The 15,885-nt window shown below is 68.0% G+C and carries 13 protein-coding genes and 1 riboswitch; of the genes, 4 read left to right on the top strand and 9 right to left on the bottom strand.

Translation table 11 applies throughout. The features are described from left to right. Window positions 1-279: 279 nt before the first annotated feature. From OC490_RS00585 to OC490_RS00550, 8 genes are all read right to left on the bottom strand, one after another. On the bottom strand, window positions 280-1,293 hold the full coding sequence (locus OC490_RS00585) for a ribonucleotide-diphosphate reductase subunit beta (RefSeq protein ID WP_262055759.1): 1,014 nt from the start codon (window positions 1,291-1,293) through the stop codon (window positions 280-282). Continuing rightward, window positions 1,293-3,701: a ribonucleoside-diphosphate reductase subunit alpha gene (locus OC490_RS00580; RefSeq protein ID WP_410098450.1), complete on the bottom strand. Its 2,409-nt coding sequence runs from the start codon at window positions 3,699-3,701 to the stop codon at window positions 1,293-1,295. The genes OC490_RS00585 and OC490_RS00580 overlap by 1 nt, the downstream gene beginning before the upstream one ends. Before the next feature lie 144 nt (window positions 3,702-3,845). Beyond that, window positions 3,846-3,923, bottom strand: a riboswitch (cobalamin riboswitch). 77 nt (window positions 3,924-4,000) lie between these two features. After that, window positions 4,001-4,507: a GNAT family N-acetyltransferase gene (locus tag OC490_RS00575; RefSeq protein ID WP_262055758.1), complete on the bottom strand. Its 507-nt coding sequence runs from the start codon at window positions 4,505-4,507 to the stop codon at window positions 4,001-4,003. Between the two features lie 132 nt (window positions 4,508-4,639). Beyond that, entirely contained in the window at window positions 4,640-6,241 is a 1,602-nt protein-coding gene (mctP, locus tag OC490_RS00570) for a monocarboxylate uptake permease MctP (RefSeq protein WP_262055757.1), read from the bottom strand. Next, window positions 6,238-6,501, bottom strand: coding sequence for a DUF3311 domain-containing protein (locus OC490_RS00565; RefSeq protein WP_262055756.1), 264 nt, complete (start codon window positions 6,499-6,501; stop codon window positions 6,238-6,240). Before OC490_RS00565 ends, mctP begins: the two co-directional genes overlap by 4 nt. 148 nt (window positions 6,502-6,649) lie before the next feature. Continuing rightward, the gene (locus OC490_RS00560) at window positions 6,650-6,853 is read right to left on the bottom strand and encodes a YbdD/YjiX family protein (protein ID WP_262056277.1); all 204 of its coding nucleotides are present in this window, start codon (window positions 6,851-6,853) and stop codon (window positions 6,650-6,652) included. Beyond that, entirely contained in the window at window positions 6,822-8,972 is a 2,151-nt protein-coding gene (locus OC490_RS00555; RefSeq protein ID WP_262055755.1) for a carbon starvation CstA family protein, read from the bottom strand. The genes OC490_RS00560 and OC490_RS00555 overlap by 32 nt, the downstream gene beginning before the upstream one ends. A 68-nt stretch (window positions 8,973-9,040) precedes the next feature. Continuing rightward, on the bottom strand, window positions 9,041-9,805 hold the full coding sequence (locus OC490_RS00550) for a GntR family transcriptional regulator (protein ID WP_019072168.1): 765 nt from the start codon (window positions 9,803-9,805) through the stop codon (window positions 9,041-9,043). A 309-nt stretch (window positions 9,806-10,114) separates the two neighbouring features. Here OC490_RS00550 and OC490_RS00545 point away from each other — a divergent pair, with 309 nt between their 5' ends. From OC490_RS00545 to OC490_RS00530, 4 genes are all read left to right on the top strand, one after another. Beyond that, window positions 10,115-11,401, top strand: coding sequence for an extracellular solute-binding protein (locus tag OC490_RS00545; RefSeq protein WP_262055754.1), 1,287 nt, complete (start codon window positions 10,115-10,117; stop codon window positions 11,399-11,401). 99 nt (window positions 11,402-11,500) lie between these two features. Continuing rightward, window positions 11,501-12,484 (top strand): carbohydrate ABC transporter permease, encoded by a 984-nt coding sequence (locus tag OC490_RS00540; RefSeq protein ID WP_262055753.1) that lies wholly within the window; start codon window positions 11,501-11,503, stop codon window positions 12,482-12,484. Further along, window positions 12,481-13,344, top strand: coding sequence for a carbohydrate ABC transporter permease (locus OC490_RS00535; RefSeq protein WP_262055752.1), 864 nt, complete (start codon window positions 12,481-12,483; stop codon window positions 13,342-13,344). The genes OC490_RS00540 and OC490_RS00535 overlap by 4 nt, the downstream gene beginning before the upstream one ends. Before the next feature lie 9 nt (window positions 13,345-13,353). Next, entirely contained in the window at window positions 13,354-14,862 is a 1,509-nt protein-coding gene (locus tag OC490_RS00530; protein WP_262055751.1) for a glycoside hydrolase family 3 protein, read from the top strand. A 90-nt stretch (window positions 14,863-14,952) separates the two neighbouring features. On the opposite strand, the gene nagB is transcribed toward OC490_RS00530, so the two are convergent. Continuing rightward, window positions 14,953-15,738 (bottom strand): glucosamine-6-phosphate deaminase, encoded by a 786-nt coding sequence (gene nagB, locus OC490_RS00525; RefSeq protein WP_262055750.1) that lies wholly within the window; start codon window positions 15,736-15,738, stop codon window positions 14,953-14,955. Window positions 15,739-15,885: the final 147 nt, after the last annotated feature.

The following is a 15,885-nucleotide window of genomic DNA, read 5'->3' as shown; positions in this document are numbered from 1 at the left end:
GTCGAGTCGATTGGAGTGGGGTTCCTCGGCGTGGTGGCAGGCCTGTGACGCGCGTAGCGGCGGCGTTGAACGTCGTCATGGGCATGACACTTGGAGCGTTCTGTGATGCCGATGTGCATGACATGGACAGGACGGGCAGAACGTAACCGGGGTGGCGCGACCGCGAACAGACGCACCACATGAACTTTGCCGCTCCATAGAAACTCCATGGACGGCCCATGGAAGCTCCATGGGCCGTCCGCGAAGTAAGAGGCAGATAAAGGGTGTCCGGGGCGGGGGCTAGAAGTCCTCGTCGAGGTCGACCGTGCCCTCCACCGCCACCTGGTACGCCGACGGGCGGCGCTCGAAGAAGTTGGTCAGCTCCTGCACGCCCTGCAACTCCATGAAGGAGAAGGGGTTTTCGGAGCCGTACACCGGGGCGAACCCCAGCCGCTGGAGGCGCTGGTCGGCGACGCACTCCAGGTACTGGCGCATCGAGTCGGTGTTCATGCCCGGCAGACCCTCACCGCACAGGTCGCGCCCGAACTGCAGCTCCGCCTCGACGGCCTCCTTCAGCATGTCCGTCACCTGCTGCTGGAGTTGGTCGTCGAAGAGCTCCGGCTCCTCCTTGCGGACGGTGTCGACGACCTCGAACGCGAAGCTCATGTGCATGGTCTCGTCGCGGAACACCCAGTTGGTGCCGGTGGCCAGACCGTGCAGGAGACCCCGGCTGCGGAACCAGTAGACGTACGCGAACGCGCCGTAGAAGAACAGCCCCTCGATGCACGCGGCGAAGCAGATCAGGTTGAGGAGGAAGCGGCGGCGGTCCGCCTGGGTCTGGAGGCTGTCCAGCTTCTCGACCTCGTTGATCCACTTGAAGCAGAACTCGGCCTTCTCGCGGATCGAGGGGATGTTCTCCACCGCGTCGAAGGCGGCGGCCCTGTCCTCCGGGTCCGGGAGATAGGTGTCGAGGAGCGTCAGGTAGAACTGGACGTGCACGGCCTCCTCGAAGAGCTGGCGGCTCAAGTAGAGCCGTGCCTCGGGGGAGTTGATGTGCTTGTACAGCGTCAGCACGAGGTTGTTCGCCACGATCGAGTCACCCGTCGCGAAGAACGCGACCAGCCGGCCGATCATGTGCTGCTCGCCCGGGGTGAGCTTCGCGAGGTCGGCGACGTCCGAGTGGAGGTCGACCTCCTCGACGGTCCAGGTGTTCTTGATCGCGTCCCGGTAGCGCTCGTAGAAGTCCGGGTAGCGCATGGGGCGGAGGGTCAGCTCGAAGCCCGGGTCGAGAAGGTTCTTGGCTTCGGTGGTCATTACTGGCAGGCCTCGCAGGACTCGGGGTTTTCCAGGGAGCAGGCGACCGCGTCTTCGTCGGGCGTCAACTGCTGTACGGGGACGGTGGGTTGGGCCTGGGCGGCGCGGGCGATGCGGGTCGCCGGGCGGGAGCGCAGGTAGTAGGTCGTCTTCAGGCCCTGCTTCCAGGCGTACGCGTACATCGAGGAGAGCTTGCCGATCGTCGGCGTCTCCAGGAACAGGTTCAGGGACTGGGACTGGTCCAGGAACGGGGTGCGGGCGGCGGCCATGTCGATCAGGCCGCGCTGCGGGATCTCCCAGGCCGTGCGGTACAGGGCACGGACCTCGGCCGGGATCCAAGTGAACGCCTGCACCGAGCCGTTGGCGTCGCGCAGCGCCTCACGGGTGCGGGCGTCCCACACGCCGAGCTGCTTCAGCTCGTTCACCAGGTACGAGTTGACCTGGAGGAACTCACCGGACAGCGTCTCGCGCTTGAAGAGGTTGGAGACCTGCGGCTCGATGCACTCGTACACGCCCGCGATGGACGCGATGGTGGCGGTGGGCGCGATGGCCAGCAACAGGCTGTTGCGCATACCGACTTGGGCGATACGTTCCCGCAGCGCGGCCCAGCGCTCCGGCCAGGTGAGTTCCACGCCGTAGTGGTCGGGGTGCAGAACGCCCCGGGCCGTACGGGTCTTCTCCCAGGCCGGGAGCGGGCCGTTGCGCTCGGCGAGGTCGGCGGAGGCCTCGTACGCGGCGAGCATGATGCGCTCCGCGATCCGGGTCGAAAGCGCCTGCGCCTGGGGGGAGTCGAAGGGGACGCGGAGTTTGAAGAAGACGTCCTGGAGGCCCATCGCGCCGAGGCCCACCGGGCGCCAGCGGGCGTTGGAGCGGCCCGCCTGCTCGGTCGGGTAGAAGTTGATGTCCACGACCCGGTCGAGGAAGGTGACGGCGGTGCGGACGGTCTCGTCCAGCCGCTCCCAGTCCAGCTCACCATTGGTGACGAACGCGCCGAGGTTCACCGAACCCAGGTTGCAGACCGCCGTCTCGCCGTCGTCCGTGACCTCCAGGATCTCCGTGCAGAGGTTGGAGGAGTGGACCGTGTGGCCCGGCTCGGCGGTCTGGTTGGCGGTGCGGTTGGCCGCGTCCTTGAAGGTCATCCAGCCGTTGCCGGTCTGCGCGAGGGTGCGCATCATGCGGCCGTAGAGGTCACGGGCCGGGATGGTCTTCTTGGCGAGTCCCGCCGCCTCCGCCTTGCGGTAGGCCGCGTCGAACTCGTCGCCCCAGAGGTCGACCAGCTCGGGCACGTCGGCGGGGGAGAAGAGCGACCAGGTGCCGTCCTCGTTCACCCGGCGCATGAACTCGTCCGGGATCCAGTGCGCCAGGTTCAGGTTGTGCGTACGGCGGGCGTCCTCACCGGTGTTGTCCCGCAGCTCCAGGAACTCCTCGATGTCGGAGTGCCAGGTCTCCAGGTAGACCGCGGCGGCACCCTTGCGCCGGCCGCCCTGGTTCACCGCGGCGACCGAGGCGTCCAGCGTCTTCAGGAACGGGACGATGCCGTTGGAGTGCCCGTTCGTGCCGCGGATCAGCGAACCGCGGCTGCGGATACGGGAGTACGAAAGACCGATGCCACCGGCGTGCTTGGAGAGGCGGGCGACCTGGTGGTAGCGGTCGTAGATGGAGTCCAGCTCGTCCAGCGGGGAGTCGAGGAGGTAGCAGGACGACATCTGGGGGTGGCGGGTACCGGAGTTGAAGAGCGTGGGGGAGGAGGGGAGGTAGTCCAGGCGGCTCATCAGGCGGTAGAGCGCGGCTACTTCGTCCAGGGCGCGGGTCGAGTCGTCCTCTGCGAGACCGGCGGCCACGCGCAGCATGAAGTGCTGGGGCGTCTCGATGACCTTGCGGGTGATCGGGTGCCGGAGGAGGTAGCGGCTGTGGAGGGTACGCAGGCCGAAGTAGCCGAAGCGGTCGTCGCCTTCCGTGTCGATCAGCGCGTCGAGGCGGCTCGCGTGCAGCGTCACGAACTCGGCGGTGCGGTCCGCGACGAGGCCCTCGCGGTGGCCCACGGCGACGGACTCGGTGAACGTCGTGACGCCCTGGGAGGCGGCCTCGGCGGCGATGCTGATCGTCAGCAGCCGGGCGGCGAGGCGGGAGTAGACGGGGTCCTCGGAGATGAGGCCGGCGGCGGCCTCCGTGGCCAGTTCGCGCAGTTCCGTCTCGTCCGCGTGCGCGGACCGGCCGCGCAGCGTGGCGGCGGCGACCCGGCCGGGGTCGGCGTCGGGAAGGTCGGCGGTCAGCTCGGTCAGGGTCCGCAGGATCGCGGCGCCGGGACCGTCGGCTCCGGGAACGGCGGTTCCCGGCATGTCGGTTCCGGTCGCGATCGCCTCGTTCGCCTGGGTCGCTGATGCCGGCTCTGCTGGCGCGATGGTCACGGTGGGGCTCTCCCTCGCTCGGCACGGGGCCTTGCGGAGGGCAGACGGCAGCTCACGAGCGCACGGGGCGTCGCGTCCACCGGCCCACTCCACGAGGCCCGGACGTCATGCGCCCTGACCGGGTGGCCGGGCGCGCCGTCGGCAGGTCCTCGGACTGACCAGGCGTGCATATGCACGCAAGTACACCGTTGCGGGACAGTTCCGGATTCGCACCGGATTCCCCTGCGGCGACAGCGAGCATGAGCATACATCTTGTGCCGGGCTGTCGTGGCACCCCCAGATGTTGTGTCGCGGCTGTTTCAGAGCGTCAACTCATAGGTGAGGAGAGTGATGTCGTCGAGCTCCGGCAGGGGATTCCAGTCGCGCTCCGGGGTGCGGGTGAAACCGAGGCGTTCGTAGATGCGGTGGGCGGCACGCATGGTGCGCTGGGTCGACAGGACTACGGCTGTGCAGCCCGCCGTGGCCCGGGCGCGGTCGACGCAGGCGCGGACCAGGGCCTCGCCGGCACCCTTGCCGCGGGCGTCGCGGGCGACCGCGAGCATCCGGATCTCGGCTTCGCCGGGTTGTGCGATGTCGGCCATGGGGCCGCCGGACGGGACGAAGGTCACTCCGCCGAGGAGGTGGACTCCGTCCACGGCTACGAGTACGTCGGCTGCGGCTGCTCGTTTCGCTACGGCTCTCAACTCGCCCAGGTATTCGTCGCTTTCGCCGAAGTCGAGGAGGCCGTCCTGGAGGTAGGCCTGGGCTGTGATCTCGCCGAGGTCGTCGTATTCGGTGGGGATCGCTCGCCGGATGAGGATGTCCATGCGGGTGAGTGTGTACGAAGAACGGGCCACCGAGGGGGGTGCTCTCGGTGGCCCGCTGCGGGTTCGTCGTGGCTGGTCGCGCCCACGCGGCGGAGCCGCAAATTGATACAGCCCCGCGCCCCTTAGGTGGGATCAGTGACTGGCGATCACAGGGAGCTCTTCCTTTACCCCCGGGTCGCCCGCGTCCGCCGTGTAGTCGGCCGGGCTTGTCTCGTCTACGCCCTCTGGTGCCTTCAGCGCCTTCAATGCGAACGTCAGCACCACCGTCACGACGACATTCAGGACGAACGCCGTCAGGCCGATGTAGCCGATCTCACCGATGCCGGGAATCTCCTTGGACGAGCCGCCGAAGTGGTCCTGGGTCGGCGAGGCCACCCCGTAGGCCGCGAGGGTGCCGTAGAGCATGCCCACCGCCCAGCCGGTCAGGAGGGCCCAGCGGTGGAACCAGCGGGTGAAGAGGCCGCCCACCAGGGACGGGAAGGTCTGGAGGATCCAGATGCCGCCCAGGAGTTGGAAGTTGATGGCGACTGTTTTGTCCATCGTCAGGACGAAGGCCAGGGCGCCGACCTTCACCAGGAGCGAGACGATCTTGGAGACCTTGGTCTCCTGGGCCGGGGTCGCGTCCGGCCTGATGAAGTCCTTGTAGATGTTGCGGGTGAAGAGGTTCGCCGCCGCGATGGACATGATGGCCGCGGGGACGAGCGCTCCGATGCCGATCGCCGCGAAGGCCACGCCCGCGAACCAGTCCGGGAACATGTTCTCGAAGAGCTGCGGGATGGCCAGTTGGCCGTTGGTGACCTTGACGCCCGCCGCGATCGCCATGAAGCCGAGCAGCGCGAGCAGGCCCAGCATCAGTGAATACAGGGGCAGGATCGTGGTGTTGCGGCGGATCACGTTGCGGCTCTTGGAGGAGAGGGTCGCGGTGATCGAGTGGGGGTACATGAAGAGGGCCAGTGCCGAGCCCAACGCCAGTGTGGCGTACGTCCATTGGCCGGCCGGGGCGGGTACGAGTCCGCCGGCCCCGGCCGCCTTGAACTTGGCGCCCGCCGCGCTGAAGATGTCGTGGAAGCCGCCGAGCTTGATCGGGATGTAGATGATCGCCACCGTGATCACGATGTAGATCAGCCCGTCCTTCACGAACGCGATCAGCGCCGGCGCGCGGAGGCCTGACGAGTAGGTGTACGCGGCCAGTACGGCGAACGCGATCAGCAGTGGCAGGTCCTTCACGAACCAGTTGGAGTCGGCGCTGCCGCCCACGCCCATGACGTCCAAGACTGCCTGGATGCCGACCAGTTGGAGTGCGATGTACGGCATGGTCGCGAGGATGCCGGTGATCGCCACCGCCAGCGAGAGGCTCTTGGAGCCGTAGCGTCCGCGCACGAAGTCGGACGTCGTCACGTATCCGTGCTTGTGCGACACCGACCAGAGGCGGGGCAGGAACGTGAAGATCAGGGGGTACACCAGGATCGTGTACGGCACCGCGAAGAAACCGGCCGCGCCCGCCGCGTAGACCGCCGCCGGGACCGCCACGAACGTATATGCCGTGTAGAGGTCGCCGCCGAGCAGGAACCAGGTGACCCAGGTGCCGAACGACCGTCCGCCCAGGCCCCATTCGTCGAGGCTGTGCTCGTTGTCGGCCCGGCGCCAGCGTGCGGCCAGGAAGCCCAGGACCGTGACGGCCAGGAAGAAGAAGATGAAGACGCCGAGAGCGACGCCGTTCACGCCGTCGTTCACCGGTTACCTCCGTGGCGGGCGAGCTGGTCGCGCTGCCAGAGCTTGTAGGCGGTCATCGTCAGCGCCGTCGAGATCAGCACCCAGAGCATCTGGTACCAGTAGAAGAACGGGATGCCGATGAACGCGGGATCCGTCTTGGCGTAGGAGCCGACCCAGAGCAGCGCCACGAAGGGCGCCAGCAGGCAGACCGCGATGGCGACGCGGACCGGGGTCACCACCGGTGCGGCCACTTCGGGCGGAACTTCAGGCACATCTGACATTTCGCGGCCGTCCCCTCACTGATCGCCTGTGTAACGCGCAGGCAATGTAGGTCACGGAATCACCGCAGCGAAAGACCCCGTCCGCATATCGTCATGTCGATTTAGTGAAAGCCTGACATCGGTGTCAAAAGCAGGGGTCGGGCAAGGGTCAGCAGCAGCGGAAACCCTGTCGCGGGTCGGCCTCCTGTCGGTCCGTCCGCATCCGTTCGAAGTCCCGCCGGCTCGGGACCTCCGCGTCCGGATGGTCCCGGCGCACGTGTGCGACATAGCGGTCGTAGGCTGATTCGTCGGTCAACTCGCGGACGTACCAGCGCACTCCGCTAGTCGCCCGCCTGAACGCCGACCACAACATCACGCGCCGCCGCCTCCTCTTCCTTCTCCTCCCGGGTCGGGATCAGCCCGGCCGGTGCCACGATCTTCGACTCGACATACGGCGTCTCGCTCAGTGTGGAGAGCGCCGGGCGGCGGACGTGCCGAACGCAGATCCGAAGGGCGTCCGCGATCACGACCACGACCAGCACCGCGAGAATGGCCGAAAGCACCCCGTCCACCGTGGAGTTGGTGACTACGGTGTGCATGTCGTCCATCGACTTGGCGGGTGGCAGTACCTTGCCCGCGTCGATCGCGTCCTGGAAGACGGATCGCTGCTTGAAGAAGCCGACCTTCGGGTCGCTGGAGAACACCTTCTGCCAGCTCGCGGTCAGGGTGACCGTCGCGTCCCAGGCCAGCGGAATCCCGGTGATCCAGGCCCACTTGAGGCGGCCGGACTTCACCAGGAGGGTGGTGCAGACGGCCAGGGCGACGGCGGCGAGCAGCTGGTTGGAGATGCCGAAGATCGGGAAGAGCTGGTTGATCCCGCCGAGGGGTTCGTGGACGCCGACCCAGAGGAAGTAGCCCCACAGCGCGCAGACCAGGGCACTCGTCAGGGCCAGGCCCGGCTTCCAACTCACGTTCTTGAAGGGGCGGTAGACGTTCCCCAGCATGTCCTGGAGCATGAACCGGCCCACCCGCGTGCCCGCGTCCAGCGCGGTCAGGATGAACAGCGCCTCGAACATGATCGCGAAGTGGTACCAGAAGGCGCGCAGACTTCCGCCGGTGACCTTGGCGAAGATCTCCGAGACACCGACCGCGAGGGTGGGCGCACCGCCGGTGCGGGACAGCAGGCTGGCCTCGTCGACGTTCTTCGCGGCCTGCGCGAGGTCGGCGGGTGAGATGTGATAGCCCCAACCGGTCACCACCTGCGAGGCGTTCTGCACGGTCGTGCCGATCGCGCCCGAGGGGGCGTTCATCGCGAAGTACAGCCCGGGGTCGATGATGCTCGCGGCGACCAGTGCCATGATCGCGACCGACGACTCCATCAGCATGGAGCCGTAGCCGATCATCCGGATCTGGGTCTCCTTCTGGATCATCTTCGGTGTCGTACCGCTCGATATGAGCGAGTGGAAGCCGGACAGGGCGCCGCAGGCGATCGTGATGAAGACGAAGGGGAAGAGGGAACCGGCGAAGACCGGGCCGTTGCCGTGCTTGGCGAAGTCGGTGACGGCGGGCATCCTCAGGTCGGGCAGGGCGACCACGACGCCGATCGCCAGCAGGGCGATGGTGCCGATCTTCATGAAGGTGGAGAGGTAGTCGCGCGGGGCGAGCAGGGTCCACACGGGCAGGATCGAGGCGATGAAGCCGTACGCCACCAGCCAGATCACCAGGGTCGAGGGCGCGAGGGTGAAGGTGCCGGCCCAGGACGACTCGGCCACCCAGCGGCCCGCGACCAGCGCGAGCAGCAGCAGGGCCACGCCGATGAGGGAGACCTCGGAGACGCGGCCGGGTCGAAGTACCCGTAGATAGAAGCCCATCAGCAGGGCGATCGGGATGGTCATGCCGATGGAGAAGGTGCCCCAGGGGGAGGAGGCCAGCGCGTTCACGACGACCAGGGCCAGCACCCCGAGCAGGATGATCATGATGGCGAAGGTGGCGAGCAGGGCCGCCGCGCCGCCGAAGGGGCCGATCTCCTCGCGGGCCATCTGGCCAAGGGACCTGCCGTCGCGGCGGGTTGAGAAGAACAGCACCACCATGTCCTGGACCGCGCCCGCGAAGATCACGCCGACGATGATCCAGATCGTGCCGGGCAAGTAGCCCATCTGCGCGGCCAGTACGGGTCCGACGAGGGGGCCGGCGCCGGCGATAGCGGCGAAGTGGTGGCCCAGCAGGACGCGGCGGTCGGTGGGGTGGTAGTCGATGCCGTTGTCGAGGCGTTCGGCCGGGGTGGCCCGGGTGGCGTCGACCTTCAGGACCTTGTACGCGATGAACTTCGCGTAGAAGCGGTAGGCGATGGCGTACGAGCCGAGCGCGGCGGCGACCATCCAGGCGGCCGACACGTTCTCGCCCCGCGCCAGCGCGAGCACGGACCAGCCCGCCGCGGCGACGAGCGCGACGAGGGTCCAGACGACGATGGTTCGGACGTTCGCGGTACGCACCGGGTTGTCCTCCCGTCCATGCGGCGACGGGAGGAACGTAGAGCAACCCGGGTAACTCCGTAAGTCCCCTAGTCCTGTGGGCGCTTGAGTCGCGCCACGAACTTGTACCGGTCCCCTCGGTACACCGACCGCACCCACTCCACCGGCTTGCCCTCCTTGTCGAGGGAGTGGCGGGACAGCATCAGCATGGGCAGGCCCACGTCGGTGCTGAGGAGGCCGGCCTCGCGCGGGGTGGCGAGCGAGGTCTCGATGGTCTCCTCGGCCTCGGCGAGATGGACGTCGTATACCTCGGCGAGCGCGGTGTAGAGGGAGGTGTACTTGACGAGGGACCTGCGCAGGGCGGGGAAGCGCTTCGCGCTGAGGTGGGTGGTCTCGATGGCCATCGGCTCGGCGTTGGCCATGCGGAGGCGCTCGATGCGCAGGACCCGGCCGCCGGTGGTGATGTCGAGCAGGTCGGCGAGGGTGTCGTCGGCCGTGATGTAGCCGATGTCCAGGAGCTGCGAGGTGGGTTCGAGGCCCTGGGCGCGCATGTCCTCGGTGTACGAGGTGAGTTGGAGCGCCTGCGAGACCTTCGGCTTGGCGACGAACGTGCCCTTGCCCTGGATGCGTTCGAGACGGCCCTCTACGACCAGCTCCTGCAAGGCCTGGCGGACCGTCGTGCGCGAGGTGTCGAACTCGGCGGCCAGGGTGCGTTCGGGCGGGACCGGAGTGCCGGGCGGCAACGTCTCCGTCATGTCCAGCAGGTGTTTCTTCAGCCGGTAGTACTTGGGCACACGCGCGGTGCGGACGGTAGCCCCACCCTCGTTCTCCGCACTGCTGACGTCGGTGCTCATGCTCCGCCTTTCCGGCTCCGGACAAGGGTCACTTCGTGATCCCTTCTGTATACCGTCGCGGTCGCTTTTGGTCTAGTCCACAAGGCCAAGTGGTCTAGTGGAGGAGAGTACTCCGGCACGGTTGTTTTCGCTGCCTTCTTACTTAAAGGTTCCTGCATATGTAGGTCCCATAACGGCTGGTCAGGGCGGTTTCGGGAACCCTTGACAGGCTCTGTGGTCTGGTCCAAGCTCCCGGTACTGGTCTACACCATTGGTTCAGGTCCCGGCCCATGGGCGGGAGGTGTGGCAGGCATCCCTGAGGAGGGTGGCGTGAAGCGCAAGCTGATAGCCGCGATCGGTATCGCGGGCATGATGGTCTCCATCGCGGCGTGCGGGGGCAACGACGACAAGAGCTCTTCGAACAGCGGCGCCGACGCCAAGGAGCTGACCGTCTGGCTCACCGTCGACGCGCAGAACAACTGGCCCCAGCTGGTGGCCGCAGCCGACGCGGCCGTGAAGAAGGCGCACCCGGGCGTCACGATCAAGCATGAGTACTACGGCTGGCCGGACAAGAACACCAAGCTCGACGCGGTCCTCGCCACCGACAAGGCCCCCGACGTGGTCGAGATGGGCAACACCGAGATGCTGAGCTACATGGTCAAGGGCGCCTTCGCGCCGGTCGACCCGTCCAAGTTCACCAACTCCTCCGCCTGGCTCGACGGCCTCAAGGCCTCGGTCACCTACGACGGCAAGACCTACGGCGTCCCGTATTACGCCGGTGGCCGCGTCGGCAACTGGCGTTCGGACATCGCCGCTTCGGTCGGCATCAAGACGCCCCCGAAGACGTACACCGAGCTGACCGCCGACCTGGACAAGATCCAGAAGAAGGAAGGCGACAAGTTCAGCGCCTGGTACCAGCCCACCCGTGACTGGTACGCGGCCATGTCCTTCGTCTACGACGCCGGCGGCTCCATCGCCGCGGAGTCCGGCGGCCAGTGGAAGGGCAACCTCTCCTCGCCGGAGTCCATCAAGGGCCTCACCGAGTTCAAGAACGTCATCGACAAGTACATGCACGGCGACAAGACCAAGGACGAGTCCGACCGTTACATCGTCTACGGCCAGGGCAAGGCGGCCATGATCTTCGGCGCCGCGTGGGAGGGCGCGAGCGCGGCCGACCCGAAGGCGGACAAGACCGGCGGCAAGCTGAAGACCAGCCTCGTCAACTTCGTGATGCCCGGCCCGTCCGGCAAGAACATGCCCGTGTTCCTGGGCGGTTCGGACCTGGCTGTCCCGGTCAAGTCCAAGGCGCAGGCGCTCGCCGCCGAGTGGATCAACGCCTTCACCGGTCCCTCCGGCCAGAAGGGCCTGATGGCCAAGGGCAACCTGCCCAACAACAAGACCGACCTCGCGACGCTGAAGAACGACCCCGCGACGGCGGTCCCGGCCACCGCGGCCGAGTCCAACTGGTTCGTCCCGATGGCACCGGGCTGGGGCCAGGTCGAGAAGGCGCAGGTCCTGCAGACCATGCTGCAGAACATCGGCACCGGCAAGCAGTCGGTCGAGGACGCAGCCAAGGCCGCGGACACCGCGATCGACAAGGTCATCAACACCAAGTGACCTGAGGGTGGGGCCCTGTTGGACACCTCAGGTGTCCTCGGGGCAGGGCCCCGCCTCACGTACGGCCGTACGACCTGAGGGACCGCTGAGGAGCGCGCGATGAGTGCCGACACAACCACCCCTGCCAAGGTGCCGCCGCCGCGGCAGGCGCCCCCACCGCGCGTCTCCGACGCACCCCGCAGACGGCGGACGGCGAACGGGGCCGGGATCCCCTGGCTGCTGCTCGCCCCCTGTCTGCTCATCCTCGGCCTGGTCATGGGCTATCCGCTGGTCCGCCTGGTCACACTGTCCTTCCAGTCCTTCGGACAGTCCCAGCTGTGGGGCTTCAAGCCCGCCGACTGGATCGGCTTCGACAACTTCTCCGGGATCCTCGGCGACGGCGAGTTCTGGGGCGTCGTCGTCCGCACCATCGTCTTCGCGGCCGGCTCGGTCGTCTTCACGATGGTCGCCGGTATGGCCCTCGCCCTGCTCCAGCAGAAGGTCTCCGGCTGGCTGAAGACGCTCATCAACATTGTCCTGGTGGCCAGTTGGGGCATGCCGGTCATCGTCGCGACCACCGTCTTCAAGTGGCTCTTCGACACGGACTACGGCGTCTTCAACGCCCTGCTCAGCAAGCTCCCCGGCGTCGACATGGTCGGCCACAACTGGTTCGCCAGCGGACCGCAGGGCCTCCTCGTCATCATGCTGCTGGTGGTCTGGGGCGCGGTGCCCTTCGTGGTGATCACCCTCAGCGCCGGACTGACCCAGGTCCCCCAGGAGCTGGAGGAGGCCGCCCGCCTCGACGGCGCCGGTGCCTGGGGCGTCTTCCGGTACGTCACCCTGCCCATCCTCAAGCCGATCATCGTGATGCTCACGACCCTCTCGGTGATCTGGGACATGGGCGTCTTCCCCCAGGTGTTCGTGATGCGCGGCGGCCACCCCGAGCCCGACTTCCAACTCCTGAGCACCTACTCGTACGACCGCGCCTTCGTCGTCAACGACTACGGACAGGGTTCCGCGATAGCCCTGGTCACGGTGGTGCTGCTGCTAGGAGTCGTCGCCGTCTACATGCGTCAGATGCTTCAGATCGGAGAGGTCGAATGAGCGCGCTCACGACCGACGCGCCCCGCAGGCCGACCGGGGGGCGCAAGAAGTCCAAGCTCGGCTGGAACCTCGTCGGCCTGCTCGTCTTCGTCGTCGTCGGCTTCCCCCTCTACTGGATGCTCGACACGGCGTTCAAACCGGCCAAGGACGCCATCGACCCGGACCCGAGCCTGCTGCCCACCGGCATCACGCTCGACAACTTCCGCCGGGCGCTGGACATCGCCGACTTCTGGGGCCCGGTCGGCCGCAGCCTCATCGTGTCCCTGTCGGTCGTCGTGATCGGCATCGTCGTCGGCCTGCTGGCCGCGCTCGCCATCTCCCGCTTCGCCTTCCGCGGCCGGAAGATCGTGATCGTCGGCATCCTCGCGGTCCAGATGGTCCCGCTGGTCTCGATGATCATCCCGGTCTTCCTGCTGCTGAACGACCTCGACCAGTACGACAAGCTCTCCGGCCTGATCATCACGTACCTGACCTTCATCCTCCCGTTCACGGTGTGGACCCTGCGCGGCTTCATCGTCAACATCCCGAAGGAACTGGAGGAGGCGGCCATGGTCGACGGCTGCTCCCGCACCGGCGCCTTCATCCGCGTGGTCTTCCCGCTCCTCGCCCCCGGCATGGTCGCCACCTCGGTCTACGGCTTCATCCAGGCCTGGAACGAGTACCTGTACGCCCTGATGCTGCTCAGCCAGGAGCACCAGACGGCGACCGTCTGGCTCGGCAACTTCACCACCAAGCACGGCACCGAATACGCCCCGATGATGGCCGGCGCCACGATGATGGCCGTGCCGATCGTCGTCCTCTTCCTCCTCGTCCAGCGCAAGATGGCCGCGGGTCTGACCGCCGGCGCTGTGAAGGGATAACGCCAACCGATGACGACATTCGCCAGCGGTACAGACACTCTGACGCGCGACGCCCTCACCGTCCTGCAACCAGGATTCCCCGGCACCACGGCCCCCGACTGGCTGCTGAGGCGCCTCGGCGAAGGCCTGGCCTCGGTGGGCCTGTTCGGCCGCAACATCGCGTCACCCGAGCAACTGTCCTCCCTGACCGCCCAGTTGAGGGCCGAACGGGACGACGTGCTGGTCGCGATCGACGAGGAGGGCGGCGACGTCACACGCCTTGAGGTGCGCACGGGCTCCTCCTTCCCCGGCAACCACGCACTCGGTGCGGTCGACGACGTGGACCTGACGAGGGAGGTGGCGTACGAACTGGGCCGCCGCCTCGCGGAATGCGGCGTGAACCTCAACTGGGCCCCGTCCGCCGACGTGAACTCCAACCCCTCCAACCCGGTCATCGGCGTCCGCTCCTTCGGCGCCGACCCCGAACTGGTCGCCCGCCACACCGCCGCCTACGTCACCGGCCTCCAGGCCGCGGGCGTCGCCGCCTGCACCAAGCACTTCCCGGGCCACGGCGACACGGCGGTCGACTCCCACCACGCGCTGCCACGCATCGACGCGGACCCCTCCGTCCTGGAGCGACGCGAACTCCTCCCGTTCCGCGCGGCCATCGCCGCCGGCACCCGCGCGGTGATGAGCGCCCACATCCTGGTCCCGACCCTGGACCCGGACCACCCGGCCACCCTCTCCCTCCGCGTCCTGACCGACCTCCTCCGCGGCGAACTCGGCTACGACGGCCTCATCGTCACCGACGGCATGGAGATGCAGGCCATCGCCGCCACCTACGGCATCGAACGCGGCAGCGTTCTCGCGATAGCCGCAGGCGCCGACGCGATCTGCGTGGGCGGCGGCCTCGCGGACGACGAGACGATACGACGCCTGCGAGACGCGCTGGTGAGGGCGGTCCGCGCGGGCGAACTCCCGGAGGAACGCCTGGCCGAAGCGGCGGAACGGGTACGGGGGTTGGCCCGCTGGGCGGCCTCGGCATCGGCCTCCGCTTCGGACGACGGTGTCGCTCCCGCAGCGGACGTGACGCGCGTCGACATCGGTCTCGTCGCCGCCCGCCGCGCCCTCACGGTCACCGGTGCCGAAGGCTTCACCCCCCTCACCGAACCGCCCTACGTCGCTCTCCTCGCCCCCGTCGCCAACATCGCCGTCGGCGACGAGACGCCCTGGGGCGTGGGTGTGGAGCTGACCCGGCTGCTGCCCGGTACCGAGACAGGGAGCTTCGCCGGGGAGGCCGCGGGGGACGCGGTGCTGGAGGCGGCGGGGGCGCGGCGGGTCGTGCTCGTGGTGCGGGACGAGCACCGGCATCCGTGGATGGCCGCTGCCCTCGACACCGTGCTGGCGGCCCGGCCCGACACCGTCGTGGTCGAGATGGGGGTACCGCAGGCCCCGCCCCGAGGCGCCCTCCACATCGCGACGCACGGCGCGGCCCGAGTCTGCGGCCGTGCGGCGGCGGAGGTCGTCGCGGGGGAGTGACCTCAGGTGATACGCCGGTGCCGGGCCCTCCACGAGGGAGCCCGGCACCGGTACGTACGCGCGAGGAACCCGCGCCTCAAGTTCCGCGTCTCAGATCCCCTGCCAGTCGGGCTTGTTGACGAACGTGTGCCGGAAATAGTCCGCGAGCTTCAGCTTGGACGCGGCCCCCTCGTCCACCACGACCGTCGCATGCCGGTGCAACTGCAGCGCCGACGCCGGGCACACCGCGGCGACCGGCCCCTCCACGGTCGCGGCGACCGCGTCCGCCTTGCCCTCGCCGGTCGCCAGCAGCACCAGGTGCCGCGCTTCCAGGATGGTGCCGATGCCCTGCGTGATGACGTGGTGCGGGACCTGACTCATGTCACCGTCGAAGAAACGCGCGTTGTCCACCCGCGTCTGCTCGGTCAGCGTCTTGATCCGGGTCCGCGAGGCCAGCGACGAGCACGGCTCGTTGAACCCGATGTGCCCGTCGGTCCCGATGCCCAGTATCTGCAGGTCGACCCCGCCGGCCTCGCCCAGCGCCCGGTCGTACGCCTCGCACGCCGCCTGTACGTCCTCGGCCGTTCCGTCCGGCCCGATGAACGAGTCCATCCCGACCCCGAGCGGCTCCAGCACCTCACGGCGCAGCACCGAGCGGTACGACTCCGGGTGCTCGGCGGGCAGCCCCACGTACTCGTCGAGCTGGGCGATCCGCGCCCGCGAGGTGTCCACGGCGCCGGCGCGGACCTTGGCCGCCAGCGCTTCGTAGATGGGCAGTGGCGTCGAGCCGGTGGCCACGCCCAGCAGGGCGTCCGGCTTGCGCCGGAGCAGCTGTGCCATGGCCTCGGCGATGAGCTCGCCGCCCGACTTGGCGTCCGGAACGATGACAACTTCCACGCTGGGCCTGCCGTTCTGAAGTGAGCCATGTGGTTTAGACCAATCGAGGCTCAATCTAACAGAATCGGGTCCGGCCGCCCAGGTGATCCCCGTCCCACCACCCCGCGCGGGCGGCCTCGTGGAAGAGGGAGTGAAATGGACCCGACG

This window comes from Streptomyces sp. STR69, from assembly GCF_024519455.1.
In the GTDB taxonomy this organism is placed as follows: domain Bacteria; phylum Actinomycetota; class Actinomycetes; order Streptomycetales; family Streptomycetaceae; genus Streptomyces.
The sequence above is the reverse complement of the archived record's forward strand: the minus strand, read 5'-3'. Positions and strand labels throughout refer to the sequence as shown.